A 15668-nucleotide genomic window follows, 5' to 3' on the forward strand; every position below is an offset into this window, starting at 1 on the left:
TACGCGGGACTGCCCGGGGTCGACCTGCTGCGGGCGACCTACGTCGAGATGCGGTGCGGCCGTTCGCGGCCCAGTGGGTCATCGACGAGACCACGGCCGTCGCCCTTGCCCAGCCCACGCGCCGGGTCGGCCGTATCGGCTTCACCGTCACCGGTCTCACCCTGTACGTGCTGTGGAACCTCAGCACGCTGCTCGGCGCGCTCGGCGCCGAGGCCATCGGCGACACCGGTGCCCGGGGGCTAGACGCGGCGGGACCCGCCGTCTTCCTGGCCCTCCTCGCGCCGATGCTGAAGACCGCCGGGGAGCGCGCCGTCGCGGGCATCGCCGTCGTCCTGGGGCTTGGCCTGCTGCCCGTCCTGCCGGCCGGAGTCCCGGTCCTGGTCGCCGCGACGGCAGCCCCGGTCGTGCTCTGGGCGGAGGGGCGCCGGCGCGGGGCCGCCGGTGCGCGGGCGGCCCGCCGGAAGGGAGGCGGTCGGCCGGAGGACGGGCAGGACGACGGCGGGCCCGACCCGCAGGGCGAGGACGGCCTGCGCGGCGACAGGCAGGGGGACGCCCGGTGAACGTCTGGCTCGCGGTCGTCGCCACCGCCGTCGGCTGCTACGCGGTCAAACTGATCGGCCTGATGGAGCCCGAGGGCGATCTGGAACGCCCCTCCGCGCGCCGCCTCGCCGCCCTGCTGCCCGTGGCCCTTCTCGCCGCACTCACGGCCCAGCAGACCTTCGCTGTCGGCCACGACCTGGTGGTGGACGCGAGGACCGCGGGGCTCGCCGCGGCCGCCCTGGCGCTCCTCTGGCGCGCGCCTTTCCTGATCGTCGTGGGCGCAGCCGTGCTCGTGACGGAGGGGGTGCGGGCGATCACGGGCTGACGCCCGCCACGACTGCCGTACGACCGCATGACGCACCGGGCGGCCCTGCGGCAGCGGGCCTCAGCCGATCGGACGTCCGTACGCCCGCAGCGTACGCAGTGCCTCGATCGTCACGATCGGGCGGCTCTCCATGGCCGTGCTCGGTGCCCACTGGCGCCAGCGGATCGGCCAGCCGCCGTCGTCCGTCTGCTCGCTCGCCAGGAAGTCGAGGGAACGGGACATCTCCTCGTCGGTGAACCACGCGCGCGCGAGGGACTCCGGGGTGGGCGCGAAGTCGTGCGGGTAGTGGTGCTCGCCCGGTGCGTAACCGGCCGACACCGGGAAGTCGCCAGGCCGCTCCGGATCCAGCGCGGCGAGCCGGTGTTCGCGGACCAGCCGGCCGAGCCGGTCGGCGGCGGCCCGCGCGCGCGGGCGGTCCGGCACCGATTCCAGGAACGCCACCGCGGCGTGCACCTCGTAGGGGTGCGACTTCTCCAGGGACTCGACCGCCTGCCAGCAGAAGTCGGTGGCCCGGAACAACCACGCGTGCCACACCTGGTTACGGTGCAGCAGGCCGACCACGGGCCCGGTGGCCAGCAGATCACTGGGCGGGTCGTCGACGATCGGCACGAACGGGGCCGCCGGATAGCCGCGCTGGCTGGGGTGCACCGCGGAGAGCGCGCCGTCCGGCGTCGACACCGACGTCAGATAGCGGCACACGCGCTCCACCCGCTGTCCGCCGCAGCGCCCGATCGAGTCCAGGACGCGCAGCGCGTGCCCGGTGTGCAGCGGCTGGCTCACGGGGCCGCGCAGATCGGGTTCGAGCGCGTGCCCGTAGCCCTCGTCGGCGTTGCGGTAGGCGGCCAGCGCGGTCTCCACCGCGTCGGCGCTCCCCTCCAGGAAGTGGTAGGCGAAGCGGCGCTGCTCCAGCACGCGCGCGGTCAGCCAGATGAACTGCTCGGCGCGAGCCAGCGGGGTGTGCGCCGGGGACGACGAGGGGAGTGGGGATGCTCCGGTTTCGGCCATGGTTCCGACCGTAGGGCGGAAAGCGGTATCGGAAAGCCGTCCCGGGCAGGCCCACCCCCTGGGGCGGGATACTGGAGTCATGCGGTTGACGGTCTTCTGGCAGCGGATGGCGGAGCACTTCGGTGCGGGGTACGCCGACACCTTCGCGCGCGATCATGTGATGTCCGACCTCGGCGGACGCACGGTCCACGAGGCGCTGGACGCGGGCTGGGAGGCCAAGGAGGTGTGGCGCGTGGTGTGCGCGACCATGGGCGTTCCCGCCGAAAATCGCTGAAAAGCCCGGGACTTCACCACACGGACGTCGGTCGTTGCGCCGGAGGATCAGAGGGCGGCGACTGATTGTCGGTGGCGTGGGCGAAACTTGGTGCGTGGCTCCCACAGACGAGACCGCGAGGTCCCAGCAGCAGGCCCCCACGTCCGGTACGACACCTCCCGTCGGCACGCCGGCCGACCCGGGTCCCGGTGCCGTGCCCAGCGGCCGTATGCCGCGCTGGCTGCCGCGCGCGATGGTGCTCGCGCTCTCCCTCGTAGCCGTCTTCCAACTGGGCAGTTGGGCGTTCCACCAGCTGATCGGACTGCTGGTCAACATCCTCATCGCGTTCTTCCTGGCGCTCGCGATCGAGCCCGCCGTGAGCTGGATGGCCTCGAAGGGGCTGCGCAGGGGCTTCGCCACCTTCCTGGTCTTCGTGATCACCCTGATCGGGGCCGCGGGGTTCGTCACCCTGCTCGGCTCGATGCTCGCCGGCCAGATCATCAAGATGGTCGAGGACTTCCCGGCCTACCTCGACTCCGTCATCAGCTGGATCAACACCACCTTCCACACCGAGCTCAAGCGGGTCGACATCCAGGAGGGGCTGCTGCGCTCCGACTGGCTCCAGAAGTACGTGCAGAACAGCGCGACGGGCGTCCTCGACGTCTCCGCGCAGGTCCTGGGCGGTCTCTTCCAACTGCTGACGATCGCGCTGTTCTCGTTCTACTTCGCCGCCGACGGACCACGGCTGCGGCGTGCGCTGTGCTCCGTGCTGCCGCCCGCGAAGCAGGCCGAGGTGCTGCGCGCGTGGGAGATAGCCGTGGACAAGACCGGCGGCTATCTCTACTCGCGCGGGTTGATGGCGCTGATATCCGGCGCGGCGCACTACGTCCTGCTGGAGTACCTCGACGTGCCCTACGCACCCGCGCTAGCGGTCTGGGTCGGCCTGGTCTCGCAGTTCATCCCGACCATCGGCACCTATCTCGCGGGTGCGCTGCCGATGCTGATCGCCTTCACGGTCAACCCGTGGTACGCGCTGTGGGTCCTCGTCTTCGTGGTCCTGTACCAGCAGTTCGAGAACTATGTGCTGCAGCCCAAGCTGACCGCCAAGACCGTGGACATCCACCCGGCCGTCGCCTTCGGGTCGGTCATCGCGGGCACCGCCCTCCTCGGGGCGGTCGGCGCGCTCATCGCCATTCCCGCCATCGCCACCCTGCAGGCCTTCCTCGGGGCGTACGTGAAGCGGTACGACGTCACGGACGACCCCCGGGTGCACGGGCACCGCAGACCCGGCTCCCGCAACCTCCTGAGGCGGCTGCGCAGACTGCTGGAGGAGAAGGTGGACCGGCGGCACCCGACGAACCGCCCGCCGGACGACCCCGAGGCCCAGGCCGGGCCCGAGCCCGACGCCGGGTCCGAGGGCGACGCCGGGGCCAAGAGCGGCGCCCGGCCGGAACGCGGCGCTCCGTAGGGCGCGGCCTCCGGGCGTCGCGGCCGCACGGGAAGGCCCGTCGAAGAGGTCCGAGGTTCTGTGGAAGTCCTCCGGACGGCCCGTGGTGTCGCTTGACACCAAAATCGAACATCCATTCTCATGGAGGCTCCGGCGCGGCTGTCGACGGGAGTTCGGCAGGGATTTCGTGGAGAAGTGCCCGAGTTATCCACAGGCCGGGCGGGCGTCCGGGCCCATTGTCAGTGGCAGGCGTTAGCGTCTTTCACGTGAAGCGATCGACTCAAGCAAACCGGGTGGAACCCATGGCAGGAACCGACCGCGAGAAGGCGCTCGACGCCGCGCTCGCACAGATTGAACGACAATTCGGCAAGGGCGCGGTCATGCGCATGGGCGACCGGTCCAAGGAGCCCATCGAGGTCATCCCGACCGGTTCGACCGCGCTCGACGTGGCCCTCGGCGTCGGCGGCCTGCCGCGTGGCCGAGTGGTGGAGGTGTACGGACCGGAGTCCTCCGGTAAGACGACCCTGACGCTGCACGCGGTGGCGAACGCCCAGAAGGCCGGCGGCCAGGTCGCCTTCGTGGATGCCGAGCACGCCCTCGACCCCGAGTACGCGAAGAAGCTCGGCGTCGACATCGACAACCTCATCCTGTCCCAGCCGGACAACGGCGAGCAGGCCCTGGAGATCGTGGACATGCTGGTCCGCTCCGGTGCCCTGGACCTCATCGTCATCGACTCCGTCGCAGCCCTCGTCCCGCGCGCGGAGATCGAGGGCGAGATGGGCGACAGCCACGTCGGTCTGCAGGCCCGGCTGATGAGCCAGGCCCTGCGGAAGATCACCAGCGCGCTCAACCAGTCCAAGACCACCGCCATCTTCATCAACCAGCTCCGCGAGAAGATCGGCGTGATGTTCGGCTCCCCGGAGACCACGACCGGTGGCCGGGCGCTGAAGTTCTACGCCTCGGTGCGACTCGACATCCGCCGCATCGAGACCCTCAAGGACGGCACGGACGCGGTCGGCAACCGCACCCGCGTCAAGGTCGTCAAGAACAAGGTCGCACCGCCCTTCAAGCAGGCCGAGTTCGACATCCTCTACGGCCAGGGCATCAGCCGCGAGGGCGGCCTGATCGACATGGGTGTGGAGCACGGCTTCGTCCGCAAGGCCGGCGCCTGGTACACGTACGAGGGCGACCAACTCGGCCAGGGCAAGGAGAACGCCCGTAACTTCCTGAAGGACAACCCCGATCTCGCCAACGAGATCGAGAAGAAGATCAAGGAGAAGCTGGGCGTCGGCGTCCGGCCCGAGGAGCCCACCGCCGAACCGGGCGCGGCGGGTGCGGCCCCGGCCACCGCTGACGACGCCACGAAGGCGGTGTCCGCTCCGGCTGCCAGGGCCACCAAGACCAAGGCCGCTGCGGCGAAGAGCTAGTCCGTGACGCGCAGAACGGACTGGGGCGAGTACGCGTATCCCAGTGTTCCCGAGAGCCGGGAGCGCGGGGTACCGGCGGGGGACCGGGGATTCGGTGCGGACCGGCACGGGGCGAGGGATTCCGACCGTACGACGACGGCGGTGACGGCGACGTCGTACGGCGGGAGGACGGCCCGCGCTCCGAGGGCCCGGCCGTCGGCAGCCGTCGGCGCGGCGGCGGCCCTCGCGCGGTGCGGGCGGCGACGCGCGTGGCAGACGCGGCGGTCGGGGCGGTCGGCGGCGTGGCTTCGGGGAACAGGGGACGGCCCGGACGACGGGGGCCGCAGGACGGGGCTCGTCTTTCTCGTCGAGGGCCGAGAAAGGCGAGTCCTCAGGGGACCCGGCTGAGCGGGCGCGCGCGATCTGTCTGCGCCTGCTCACCGGGACCCCACGCACTCGGAAACAACTCGCGGACGCCCTGCAGAAACGGGAGATCCCCGAGGACGTGGCGGAGGAGGTGCTGTCGAGGTTCGAGGAGGTCGGACTGATCAACGACAGCGCGTTCGCCGACGCCTGGGTCGAGTCCCGGCACCACGGTCGGGGCCTGGCACGCAGAGCCCTCGCCAGGGAGCTGCGCACCAAGGGCGTCGACTCGGCACTGATCGACGAGGCCGTCTCCCAGCTCGACTCGGAGCAGGAGGAGAGTACCGCGCGCGAACTGGTCGCCCGCAAACTGCGCTCCACCCGTGGCCTCGACCGCGACAAGCGCCTCCGCCGCCTCGCCGGCATGCTCGCCCGCAAAGGCTACGCCGAGGGCATGGCCCTGCGCGTGGTCCGGCAGGCGCTGGAGGAAGAGGGGGAGGAGACGGAGGGGTTGGAGGACGAGGGGTACTGAGGCGAGGGATGCCGCCTCCGCGTGCAGGGGAAGGGGGAACGAGCTGGGGCCGCTGGGGCCCCGGGCTCACTGCCAGTCGGACGGGCGCTCGACGTGTTCCAGGCGCAGCACCTGGCCCGTGCGGCTGAAGCGGCGGATGCGGGGGAGGGGCGGGTAGTAGGCGTGGACGGAGACCGCGTGCTCCTCGCGTGACTCGTTGAGCACCTCGTGGACGTGGTGACGTCCGAAGGAGCGCCCCTTGCCGGCGGACAACTGCCGCTCGCGGTCGACACCTTCGGTGAGCTCGAGGGTCTTCCAGCCGTCGGTGGGCAGCCGGACGGCGAGCGAGTACTCCTTGAGTTCGCCCGCCGCGGTGACGAAGGCGCCCACCGAGTCGGCGTGGTCGTGCCAGCCGGTTCCCGTGCCGGGCGGCCAGCCGATGAGCCAGGCCTCGCTCCCGCCGGGGCCTTCGAGCCGTACCCAGGTACGGCCCTCGGGGTCGAGCGGAAGGGACACGATCAGCTCGGCGTCGGCGGCGGTCCGGCGCGCGAAGTCGAGCAGTTCCGCCTGCGTGGGGGCGGAGACGGCGGAAGTGGAAGTGAGGGGAACAACGGGGGACACAGACACGGGTACCGTCCTGAAGTGCGTTCGCTCGGGAGCGCGCGGCCTCATATGACCGGCGCGCGCGAAAGAAGAGGGATGCGAAGTCAGCAGGACGGACGACACACGCAGCCCGCATAGCGGACGAGGTCCATATGGACCCTCCGCCACAGGCGCGTAGAGGTGTCGGTCACGGACCGGAGTAGACCATGTCCGGGCAGGACGGTCAACTCACCGTCACTATGTGGACACGGAGTTACGGATGTCGGCGACGGGGCCGGGGCTCACGAGGGTGTCTCAACGTGCGCTCGTCGCCGCGCCGCTGGTCTCGGGCTGTTGCCTCGCCCCGCCCAGTGTCGCCTCCGCGGCCGCGTACAGGTCGGCCGGGCGCACGCCGCTCAGGGCGGTGACGAGGTAGCCGTCGGGGCGGACGAGGAGGACGGTGTGGGCGGCCGCGCCCGGGTAGGCCTCGGCGACCAGCAACTCGGCGGGCCGCGGCAGGGCGGAGACGGCGGCGGCGAGCCGGGGCATGATCCCGGCGCTCATCCAGTGCTTGCGCTCCCACACCCCGGTGCCGGGCGCGATCAGCACGACCAGCAGCGCCCCGCGTCCGAGCCGGTCCCGCAGCGGGACGAAGGTGCCGTCCTCCGCAGTCACCTCCACATCCACGACCTGGGTGCCCGGCAGAGTGTCGACCGGTGTCTCCCCGTCGGCGGGCGGAGGCATGAGCGGTGAATCGGAGTACGCCCCCGGCGCACCCAGTGCCCCGCGCCCCAGGTGGCCGTCGGCCAGCAGTGCGTCGTGGCCCCGGGCCGAGCCGGGGACGTACGAGCGCAGCCCCTTGCCGCCGCGCAGCAGCGGCAGCACCTGGTCGGCGGCGCGCAGCCGGGCGGCGACGACCGCCCGCCGCTCGGTCTGGTAGCTGTCGAGCAGGGTCTCGTGCGGGCCGTGGTGCCAGGCGAGGGCCAGCTTCCAGGCGAGGTTGTCGGCGTCCCGCAGTCCCTCGTCGAGACCCTGGGTGCCGAGGGCCCCGAGCAGGTGCGCGGCGTCGCCGGCGAGGAAGACCCGGCCCACCCGCCAGCGCCGGGCGAGCCGGTGGTGCACGGTGTGGACACCGGTGTCGAGCAGGTCGTACGGCGGTGTCGAGCCGCCCGTCCAGCCGGCGAGGGTCTCGCGGACGCGGGCCACGAGCAGTTCGGGCGTCACGAGATCCTTGCCCGGTGGCAGGAGCCAGTCGAGGCGCCAGAGACCTTCGGCGAGGGGCCGCGCGGTGATCTCCCCGCCGGACGGGCCCGCCGTGCGCCAGGGCGGCATGCGGTGCAGCAACGCTTCGCCCGGCCAGGGGAGTTCCGCGCGCAGGGCCGCCACCGCGTGCCGCTCCACCGCCGTACGGCCGGGAAAACGGATGTCCTGGAGCTTGCGGACCGTCGAGCGGGGGCCGTCGCACCCCACTAGGTAACTACCGCGCCACCAGGTGCTCTTGGGGCCGCGGGTGTGGGCCGTGACGCCGGACTTCTCCTGTTCGAGCGCGTCGAGGCGGCTCTCCACGACGACCTTGACGAGCCGCTCACCGGCGATGGCCTCGCGCAGGGCCGCGGTCAGGACGTGCTGGGCGATGTGGAGCGGGGGGAGGTCGGCGGAACCCTCCACGACGGCGTCGTGGCCGCCGCGCCCAGCCTTCGCGACCTCACGGGGAGGGATGCCCGTCTCCTCGGCGTCGGGCTCACCGAATCGGACCTGACGCATCACCTGCTTGCGCCGCATCGACCGCCATCCGGCCCAGCGGAAGCCGATCCGGGAGAGGGGAGCGCCGGACAACCGTTCCAGCAGCGCGGCGGTGTCCTCGTTCAGGACCACCGTCCGCGCGAGGCGCTGCTCGTCCTTGCCCGGTCCCTCGTCGAGGACCACGGACGGCACCTCCTGGCGCGCCAGCGCCAGGGCGAGCGTGAGCCCCACGGGCCCCGCGCCGACGACGATCACCGGATCCACGGCGCGGCGCCCCCTGCCCGACGTGACGTCCCGGCGGACGTGGGTGAACAGGAAGTTGGAGCAGGGTGCACGATCACAGAACGTATGCAACCCATTGCCGGTGCTTGCGTCAAGTGACGGAGGGCAGTGGCGATCATGCCACTGCCCTCCGGGGAGCGAATCGGGGGACATCCTGGGCGGATGTCACCTGATCACCTGTCAGGTGCCTGCTTCGCCGTCGCCGTCGCCGCCGGCGACACCGCCCATGCCGACGCCTGCGCCCGCGCCGGTCGCCGCGGTGCCCTCGATCGCCGCCGGGCCCAGCACCACCCCGGTCGACTTCTTGCCCCGCCGCAGCCGCTGCTCCAGCCAGCTCGCGAAGCTGGTGATGATGAAGTTCAGGACGATGTAGACGATCGCGACGACGACGAAGCTGGGCACGACGTTGGCGTACACCGCCGCCAGCGTCGCGCGTCCGCTGAGCAGTTCGGTGAACCCGATCATCACGCCGCCGAGCGCGGTGTCCTTCACGATGACCACGAGCTGGCTGACGATGGCCGGCAGCATCACCGTGACGGCCTGCGGCAGCAGGATGAAGGACATCGTCTGGCCCTTGCGCAGGCCGATCGCCTGGGCGGCCTCCGTCTGGCCCTTGGGGAGGGCGAGGATACCGGCGCGCACGACCTCAGCGAGGACCGAGGCGTTGTACAGCACCAGACCGGTGACGACCGCCCAGAGCTGCCGTTGCTCGGTGGTGACGTTCATCGAGCGGGCGATGACCTCGTTGGCGAACAGCATCAGCAGCAGGACCGGGATGGCCCGGAAGAACTCGACCACCGCACCGGCCGGGATGCGGACCCACAGGTGGTCGGAGAGGCGCGCGATGCCGAAGAGCGCACCCAGTGGCAGGGCGATCACGATGGAGAGCGCCATGGCCTTGAGCGTGTTGACGAGACCGGGCAGCAGATACGTCGTCCAGGCCTCGGAGGTGAAGAACGGCTTCCAGAGCTTCCACTCCAGCTGGTTCCTGCTGTCCAGCGCTCCCCAGAGCCACCACGCGAGGAGGGCCAGCAGGACGACGAAGACCACCGTGAGGATCACGTTGCGCCGTTTGGCCCGGGGGCCGGGGGCGTCGTACAGAACGGAACTCATCGCTTCACCGCCAGTCGCTTGCTCAGCCAGCCCAGGATCAGGCCGGTGGGAAGGGTCAGAACCACGAATCCGAAGGCGAAGATCGCGCCGATGAGCAGGGTCTGCGCCTCCTTCTCGATCATGCCCTTCATGAGGTAGGCGGCCTCCCACACACCGATCGCCGCGGCCACGGTCGTGTTCTTGGTCAGCGCGATCAGCACGTTGGCCAGCGGTCCGATGACGGCCCGGAACGCCTGCGGCAGCACGATGAGGCCGAGGACCTGGGTGAAGCTCAGTCCGATGGCGCGTGCCGCCTCGGCCTGACCGACGGGCACGGTGTTGATGCCGGAGCGCAGCGCCTCGCAGACGAATGCCGCGGTATAGGCCACGAAACCGAGAACGGCGAGTCGGAACGCCGTGAGTTTGACGTCGTTGCCCGCGCCCATCGTCACCCGGAAGATGTCGGCGAGGCCGAGCGAGGTGAAGACGATGATGACGGTCAGCGGGATGTTCCGCACGACGTTCACATAGACGGTGCCGAAGCCGCGCATGAGGGGCACGGGGCTGACGCGCATGGCGGCCAGCAGGGTTCCCCAGATCAGGGAGCCGATGGCTGAGAAGACGGTGAGCTTGACCGTCATCCAGAACGCACCCAAGAAGGTTGGGTCGTTGTAAGTCGAAAGGAAGTCGAACACTGTCTCCCGCGCTTCCGGGTGTGTGGCATACGTGGCAGGCGCAGAGCGCCGCCGCCCTTACCGCGCCTTGCGGCGGGCGGCGGCGCGACAACGAGAACCGCGCTGGTGGCGGATATTCGCTGACTAGGCGATGACGCCGATCTTCGGGGCGGGCTCGTTCTTGTACTCGGCCGGGCCGAAGTTCTCCTTGACCGCGGTCTCCCAGGCACCGTCGCTGACCATCTTCTCGAGGGCGGCGTTGATCTTGTCCACGGTCGCCGTGTCGCCCTTCTTGACGCCGATGCCGTAGTTCTCATTGCTGAGCTTCAGGCCCGCGAGCTTGAACTGACCCTTGTAGTTCTCCTGCGCGGCGAAGCCCGCGAGGATCGAGTCGTCGGTGGTGACCGCGTCCACGGCGCCGCTCTGCAGGCCGGCGATGCACTCCGAGTAGCCGCCGTACTCCTTCAGCTGGGCCTTCGGAGCGATGTCCTTCTTGACGTTCTCCGCCGAGGTGGAACCAGTCACCGAGCAGAGGGTCTTGCCGTTGAGGTCCGTACCCTTGCTGATGTCCGAGTCGGCCTTGACCAGCAGGTCCTGGTGGGCCAGCAGGTACGGGCCGGCGAAGTCGACGAGCTTCTTGCGCTCGTCGTTGATCGAGTACGTGGCCGCGATGAACTTCACGTCGCCGCGGGCCAGCGCGTTCTCACGGTCGGCGCTCTTGGTCTCGACGAACTCGATCTGCTTGGCGTCGTAGCCGAGCTCCTTGGCCACGTACGTCGCCACGTCGACGTCGAAGCCGGAGAAGGAACCGTCGGGGTTCTTCAGACCGAGGCCCGGCTGGTCGTACTTGATGCCGATCTTGATCTTGCCGCCGCCGCTGGAACCGGAGTCGGAGCCGTTGTCGTTGCCGTTGCTGTCGTCGCCGCCGCAGGCCGTGGCCGTCAGGGCGAGGACGAGGGCGGTGGCTGCAGCGGCGGAGGCCTTGCGGAACTTCATGGTGAACATCCTTTTTGTGGTGAAGAGATGCGGACCGTCATGGTGCGGGTGCCGGGGGCCGGAAGGGACGTCGGCAGGGCCGTCAGTGGTGCAGGATCTTCGACAGGAAGTCCTTGGCCCGGTCGCTGCGGGGGTTGCTGAAGAACTGGTCCGGCACAGCCTCTTCGACGATGCGGCCGTCCGCCATGAACACCACCCGGTTGGCGGCTGAACGGGCGAAGCCCATCTCGTGGGTGACCACGACCATCGTCATGCCGTCCCGGGCCAGCTGCTGCATGACCTCCAGGACCTCGTTGATCATCTCGGGGTCGAGCGCCGAGGTCGGCTCGTCGAAGAGCATGACCTTGGGGTCCATGGCGAGCGCCCGTGCGATCGCGACGCGCTGCTGCTGACCACCCGAGAGCTGCGCGGGGTACTTGTCGGCCTGGGTTCCCACGCCGACCCGGTCGAGCAGGTTCCGCGCCTTCTCCTCGGCCTGCTTCCTGTCGGTCTTGCGGACCTTGAGCTGTCCCAGCATCACGTTCTCGAGCACGGTCTTGTGCGCGAAGAGATTGAACGACTGGAACACCATGCCGACGTCCGCCCGAAGGCGGGCGAGCGCCTTGCCCTCCGCGGGCAGCGGCTTGCCGTCGATCGTGATGTCGCCGGAGTCGATCGACTCCAGCCGGTTGATGGTGCGGCACAGGGTGGACTTGCCGGACCCGGAGGGTCCGATCACCACGACGACCTCGCCCCTGGTGATCGTCAGATCGATGTCCTGGAGTACGTGCAACGCGCCGAAGTGCTTGTTGACGCTCTTCAGGACGACCAGGTCGTCGGCCGCGGGCACCGCGTCCTTGACCACCGAAACTTCGGTCATCGCTTTGGGCTCCGTCTTCCTCGGTTTCGGAGGACAGTAGTGACCGGCGACGACCAGCGTCATTACATCTGAGCGAGAATTGAGCATAACGATCTGGTAGCCGGACGGACACTGCACGTGACGAGCCCGAGCGGGGCGTTTCGGCTGGATAACGGAACCCGCGCGGAACCCCTCCGGCCTTGACGGCGTCCTCACCCATCAGTGTGACTGCCAGGAAGCCGATACGCGCGTGCCCGGGATGCGCGTGCGCGTAATGTGTGCCAGCCGAGACGCACACATGACCGAAACGCATGACCCACCGAACAGGAAAGGGGCCGGAATGAGGCTGCTCCTCGTCGAGGACGACAACCACGTCGCCGCCGCCCTGTCCGCGGTCCTGGCCCGGCACGGCTTCGACGTCACGCACGCCCGCAGCGGCGAGGAGGCGCTCCAGGCCCTGGTCCCCGAGGGCAACGGCTTCGGGGTCGTCCTGCTCGACCTCGGCCTGCCCGACCAGGACGGCTACGAGGTCTGCGGCAAGATCCGCAAGCGCACCAGCACGCCGGTGATCATGGTGACGGCCCGCTCCGACGTACGGTCCCGGATCCACGGCCTCAACCTCGGCGCCGACGACTACGTGGTCAAGCCGTACGACACCGGCGAGTTGCTCGCCCGGATCCACGCCGTCGCCCGCCGCCGGGCCCCCGACGAGGCCGCGTCGTCCGGCGACAGCGGGCTGCGGCTCGGGTCCGTGCTCATCGAGCTGCCCACCCGGCAGGTCAGCGTGGACGGCTCGGTCGTGCAGCTGACCCGCAAGGAGTTCGATCTGCTCGCGCTGCTGGCCCAGCGGCCCGGGGTCGTCTTCCGCCGGGAACAGATCATCAGCGAGGTGTGGCGGACCAGTTGGGAAGGGACCGGCCGCACCCTCGAAGTGCATGTCGCCTCCCTGCGGTCCAAGCTGCGGATGCCTGCCCTCATCGAGACGGTGCGCGGGGTCGGCTACCGGCTGGTCGCCCCGACGCCGTAGCGTGCCCGCGTGCGCACTCGTCTTCTTCCGCTGCTCATCGTCCTGATGGCCGCCGTGCTGCTGGCCCTCGGCATTCCGCTGGCGGTGAGCCTCGCGGCGGCGCGGCAGCAGGAGGTGGTCGTCGACCGCATCGACGACACGGCGCGGTTCGCGGCCCTCGCCCAGTTCGTCACCGAGCGCCCGAGCGGATCCCGGGTGGACACCACGGACGGCCGCGGCGAGACCCTCCAGCGGGAGTTGGAGCAGTACTACCGCGTGTACGGCATCAAGGCCGGCGTCTTCTACCGGGAGAAGAGCCAGCCGGCCATGGCCAACGCCCCCGTGGAGTGGGGCCGGCCCGCCGACGGGGAGGGGCTTGCCGCCTTCGAGGAGGCGCTGCTGGGGCGCCGCCCGCACGACCCGCAACAGGTGTGGCCCTGGCAGGAGGGCCGGCTCGTCGTCGCGTCCCCTGTCATCCACGACGGTGACGTCGTCGCGGCCGTCGTCACCGACTCGCCCACCGATCAGATGCGCTCCAAGATCCTGCGCGGCTGGCTGATCATCGGCGCGGGCGAGATCGCCGCGATGCTCCTCGCCGTCGGCGCCGCGCTGCGGCTGACGGGCTGGGTGCTCAAGCCCGTACGCGTCCTCGACGTCACCACCCACGCCATAGCCTCCGGGCGTCTCAAGTCACGGGTCGCGGTGGCCAGCGGGCCGCCCGAACTCCGGCGCCTGGCACGGTCGTTCAACGAGATGGCCGACAACGTCGAGGACGTGTTGGAGCAACAGCGCGCCTTCGTCGCCGACGCCTCGCACCAACTCCGCAACCCGCTGGCCGCGTTGCTGCTCCGCATCGACCTGCTCGCGCTCGAACTGCCCGAGGGCAACGAGGAGATCGCCTCCGTCCGCACCGAGGGCAAACGGCTCGCCTCGGTCCTCGACGATCTGCTCGACCTGGCGCTCGCCGAGCACGCGGATTCCGATCTGCGGCTCATCGACGTGGGTGAGCTGACCGCCGAGCGTGTCGCGTCCTGGTCGCCGCTGGCCGACGACAAGGGGGTGTCGTTGGTCGGCACCTGCCCGGCCACCACCGCCTGGGCCGATCCCATCGCCCTGTCCAGCGCCCTGGACGCGGTGATCGACAACGCGCTGAAGTTCACGCCCGCCGGGGAGCGGGTCGAGGTCCGGGTCGCCTCCAACGGCGAGACGTCCACGGTCGTGGTCACCGACGGCGGGCCCGGCCTCAGCGACGAGGAACTGGAACGCGTCGGCGACCGTTTCTGGCGCAGCACCGCGCACCAGAACATCAAGGGATCGGGCCTCGGGCTCTCCATCTCCCGGGCGCTGATCGCGGCGGGCGGTGGCTCCATCGCCTACGCCCACCACGAGCCGCACGGGCTGCGGGTCACGGTGACGGTGCCCCGGTCGCGCCCGCCGGCCTGAGAGACCGGGCAGGAACGGAGGCAGGCAGGTCGGACCCCCGGAGGGCTACGGCTTCACCGAGCGGTAGTACGCTCTCGCGCCCTGGTGCAGTCGTAGGGGGTCGGTGTAGATCGCGGTGCGCAGATCCACCACCTGGGCCGCGTGGACGTGCTGGCCGATGTTGTCCCGGCTCTTCAGGACGACGCGGGTCAGCCACTCGGTGAGACGGGGGTCCATGTCGGCGCGGGTGATGAGCAGGTTCGCCACGGTGAGGGTGGGCACGGAGTCCGGGAGGATGGTCGGGTAGGCGTCGGCGGGCATCACGGACGTCCGGTAGTGGCTGAAGACGCCGCCCTGGTCGTGCAGCTCGGTCACCAGGTCGCTGCGGATAGGGACGAACCGGAAGTCGTACTTCTCCTTCTCCACGAGGTCCGTCAGCCCCTTCGTGGGCAGGCCGCCCGACCAGAAGAACGCCTCGATCTTCCCGGTGCGCAGGGCGTCCGGGCTGGTGCCGATCGTGTCGCGCCGCGCGTCTATGTCCTTGTCGATGTCCAGCCCGTCCGCCTTCAGCAGACGTTCGGCGATCAGCCGTACGCCGGAGCCCTCGGGACCCACGGCGACCCGCTTGCCCTTCAGCTCCGACACGTTCTGGATGGTCGAGTCGGCCGGGACCACCAGCTGCACGTAGTCGTCGTACAGCCGTGCCACCCCGCGCAGCTTGTCGGCGCCGGGCTGGTCCTCGTCGATGTACGTCTGGACGGCGTCGGCCGCGGCGATGGCGAAGTCGGCCTGCCCGGTGGCGACCCGGCGGACGTTCGTCTGGGAACCGTTGCTCGACATGAGCTGGACCCGCAGCCCCGGCATGTCCCCGGCGATCGCGTGCCGCAGTCGGCTGCCGTACTCCTGGTAGACGCCCCGCTCGGCTCCCGTGGTCACCGTGATCGTCCCGCTCGGGGGTTCCTCGCGCGGCCACAGCCACCACGCGAGCAGTCCGAGGACCACCAACGAAGCCACCGAGCCCAGCAGCGCGTGCCGCCTGCCGATGCGTGGGAGTACCTGGACCATGCGACGAGATCCTGCCAGGTCACCGGGCGGGCAGGCCAGGGTCGGACCCATCCGGTGCTAGCTCGTGACCTCGGCGCTGACCCTGTCTTCGGGCGCGGGCGCGTGGGGCTTCTCGCGC

At 70.3% G+C, this 15668-nt stretch carries 15 protein-coding genes and 2 pseudogenes; 8 read left to right on the top strand and 9 right to left on the bottom strand.

The features are described from left to right. Window positions 1-50: 50 nt before the first annotated feature. Window positions 51-560, top strand: a pseudogene (locus E4N62_RS06505) (AzlC family ABC transporter permease); the annotation flags it as partial. Further along, the gene (locus E4N62_RS06510) at window positions 557-865 is read left to right on the top strand and encodes an AzlD domain-containing protein (protein WP_230212710.1); all 309 of its coding nucleotides are present in this window, start codon (window positions 557-559) and stop codon (window positions 863-865) included. The pseudogene E4N62_RS06505 and the gene E4N62_RS06510, both read left to right, overlap by 4 nt. Window positions 866-925: 60 nt before the next feature. Here E4N62_RS06510 and E4N62_RS06515 read toward each other — a convergent pair whose 3' ends face one another. Then, window positions 926-1870, bottom strand: a complete 945-nt coding sequence (locus E4N62_RS06515) for a hypothetical protein (protein WP_230212713.1) — start codon at window positions 1868-1870, stop codon at window positions 926-928. A gap of 79 nt (window positions 1871-1949) precedes the next feature. On the opposite strand from E4N62_RS06515, the gene E4N62_RS06520 reads away from it, so the two are divergent. The 4 genes and pseudogenes from E4N62_RS06520 to recX all read left to right on the top strand — a co-directional run. Then, a complete protein-coding gene (locus tag E4N62_RS06520) occupies window positions 1950-2144 on the top strand; it encodes a DUF3046 domain-containing protein (RefSeq protein WP_184900059.1) in 195 nt (64 codons plus the stop codon). Between the two features lie 94 nt (window positions 2145-2238). Then, window positions 2239-3591 (top strand): AI-2E family transporter, encoded by a 1353-nt coding sequence (locus E4N62_RS06525; RefSeq protein WP_308184859.1) that lies wholly within the window; start codon window positions 2239-2241, stop codon window positions 3589-3591. Window positions 3592-3872: 281 nt separating this feature from the next. Next, window positions 3873-4997 (top strand): recombinase RecA, encoded by a 1125-nt coding sequence (gene recA, locus E4N62_RS06530; protein WP_230212716.1) that lies wholly within the window; start codon window positions 3873-3875, stop codon window positions 4995-4997. 211 nt (window positions 4998-5208) lie between these two features. Next, window positions 5209-5871: pseudogene (gene recX, locus E4N62_RS06535) on the top strand (recombination regulator RecX); the annotation flags it as partial. A gap of 66 nt (window positions 5872-5937) precedes the next feature. Here the strand turns inward: recX and E4N62_RS06540 are convergent. The 7 genes from E4N62_RS06540 to E4N62_RS06565 all read right to left on the bottom strand — a co-directional run bounded on the left by E4N62_RS06540 (window position 5938) and on the right by E4N62_RS06565 (window position 12078). Next, window positions 5938-6477: a cysteine dioxygenase gene (locus tag E4N62_RS06540; protein WP_230212718.1), complete on the bottom strand. Its 540-nt coding sequence runs from the start codon at window positions 6475-6477 to the stop codon at window positions 5938-5940. Between the two features lie 80 nt (window positions 6478-6557). Further along, entirely contained in the window at window positions 6558-6644 is an 87-nt protein-coding gene (locus E4N62_RS49285; RefSeq protein ID WP_316731559.1) for a putative leader peptide, read from the bottom strand. Between the two features lie 103 nt (window positions 6645-6747). Continuing rightward, window positions 6748-8439 carry an FAD-dependent monooxygenase gene (locus tag E4N62_RS06545; protein WP_230212720.1) on the bottom strand — a complete coding sequence of 564 codons (1692 nt, stop codon included), beginning with the start codon at window positions 8437-8439 and terminating at the stop codon, window positions 6748-6750. Between the two features lie 198 nt (window positions 8440-8637). Then, window positions 8638-9570: an amino acid ABC transporter permease gene (locus tag E4N62_RS06550; protein ID WP_230212723.1), complete on the bottom strand. Its 933-nt coding sequence runs from the start codon at window positions 9568-9570 to the stop codon at window positions 8638-8640. Continuing rightward, a complete protein-coding gene (locus E4N62_RS06555; RefSeq protein ID WP_184900073.1) occupies window positions 9567-10244 on the bottom strand; it encodes an amino acid ABC transporter permease in 678 nt (225 codons plus the stop codon). The genes E4N62_RS06550 and E4N62_RS06555 overlap by 4 nt, the downstream gene beginning before the upstream one ends. Before the next feature lie 123 nt (window positions 10245-10367). After that, window positions 10368-11219 (bottom strand): glutamate ABC transporter substrate-binding protein, encoded by an 852-nt coding sequence (locus E4N62_RS06560; RefSeq protein WP_230212725.1) that lies wholly within the window; start codon window positions 11217-11219, stop codon window positions 10368-10370. Between the two features lie 82 nt (window positions 11220-11301). Then, the gene (locus E4N62_RS06565; protein WP_230212727.1) at window positions 11302-12078 is read right to left on the bottom strand and encodes an amino acid ABC transporter ATP-binding protein; all 777 of its coding nucleotides are present in this window, start codon (window positions 12076-12078) and stop codon (window positions 11302-11304) included. Window positions 12079-12397: 319 nt separating this feature from the next. On the opposite strand from E4N62_RS06565, the gene E4N62_RS06570 reads away from it, so the two are divergent. Together E4N62_RS06570 and E4N62_RS06575 are read left to right on the top strand one after the other, a co-directional pair. Beyond that, the gene (locus E4N62_RS06570; protein WP_184900077.1) at window positions 12398-13084 is read left to right on the top strand and encodes a response regulator transcription factor; all 687 of its coding nucleotides are present in this window, start codon (window positions 12398-12400) and stop codon (window positions 13082-13084) included. A 9-nt stretch (window positions 13085-13093) separates the two neighbouring features. Further along, complete coding sequence (locus E4N62_RS06575; protein WP_230212729.1) at window positions 13094-14506, top strand: HAMP domain-containing sensor histidine kinase; 1413 nt, start codon at window positions 13094-13096, stop codon at window positions 14504-14506. A gap of 45 nt (window positions 14507-14551) precedes the next feature. Here E4N62_RS06575 and E4N62_RS06580 read toward each other — a convergent pair whose 3' ends face one another. Beyond that, window positions 14552-15550: a TAXI family TRAP transporter solute-binding subunit gene (locus tag E4N62_RS06580; protein ID WP_230212731.1), complete on the bottom strand. Its 999-nt coding sequence runs from the start codon at window positions 15548-15550 to the stop codon at window positions 14552-14554. Window positions 15551-15668 lie beyond the last annotated feature (118 nt).

The sequence above is a fragment of the Streptomyces sp. MNU76 genome (genome assembly GCF_020982545.1).
In the GTDB taxonomy this organism is placed as follows: domain Bacteria; phylum Actinomycetota; class Actinomycetes; order Streptomycetales; family Streptomycetaceae; genus Streptomyces.

Excerpts from the sequence above, each read along its gene's own strand:
- E4N62_RS06515 (WP_230212713.1), bottom strand. The coding sequence starts at position 1,870 with ATGGCCGAAACCGGAGCATCCCCACTCCCCTCGTCGTCCCCGGCGCAC.
- E4N62_RS06520 (WP_184900059.1), top strand. The coding sequence starts at position 1,950 with ATGCGGTTGACGGTCTTCTGGCAGCGGATGGCGGAGCACTTCGGTGCG.
- recA (WP_230212716.1), top strand. The coding sequence starts at position 3,873 with ATGGCAGGAACCGACCGCGAGAAGGCGCTCGACGCCGCGCTCGCACAG.
- E4N62_RS06550 (WP_230212723.1), bottom strand. The coding sequence starts at position 9,570 with ATGAGTTCCGTTCTGTACGACGCCCCCGGCCCCCGGGCCAAACGGCGC.
- E4N62_RS06560 (WP_230212725.1), bottom strand. The coding sequence starts at position 11,219 with ATGAAGTTCCGCAAGGCCTCCGCCGCTGCAGCCACCGCCCTCGTCCTC.
- E4N62_RS06565 (WP_230212727.1), bottom strand. The coding sequence starts at position 12,078 with ATGACCGAAGTTTCGGTGGTCAAGGACGCGGTGCCCGCGGCCGACGAC.
- E4N62_RS06570 (WP_184900077.1), top strand. The coding sequence starts at position 12,398 with ATGAGGCTGCTCCTCGTCGAGGACGACAACCACGTCGCCGCCGCCCTG.
- E4N62_RS06580 (WP_230212731.1), bottom strand. The coding sequence starts at position 15,550 with ATGGTCCAGGTACTCCCACGCATCGGCAGGCGGCACGCGCTGCTGGGC.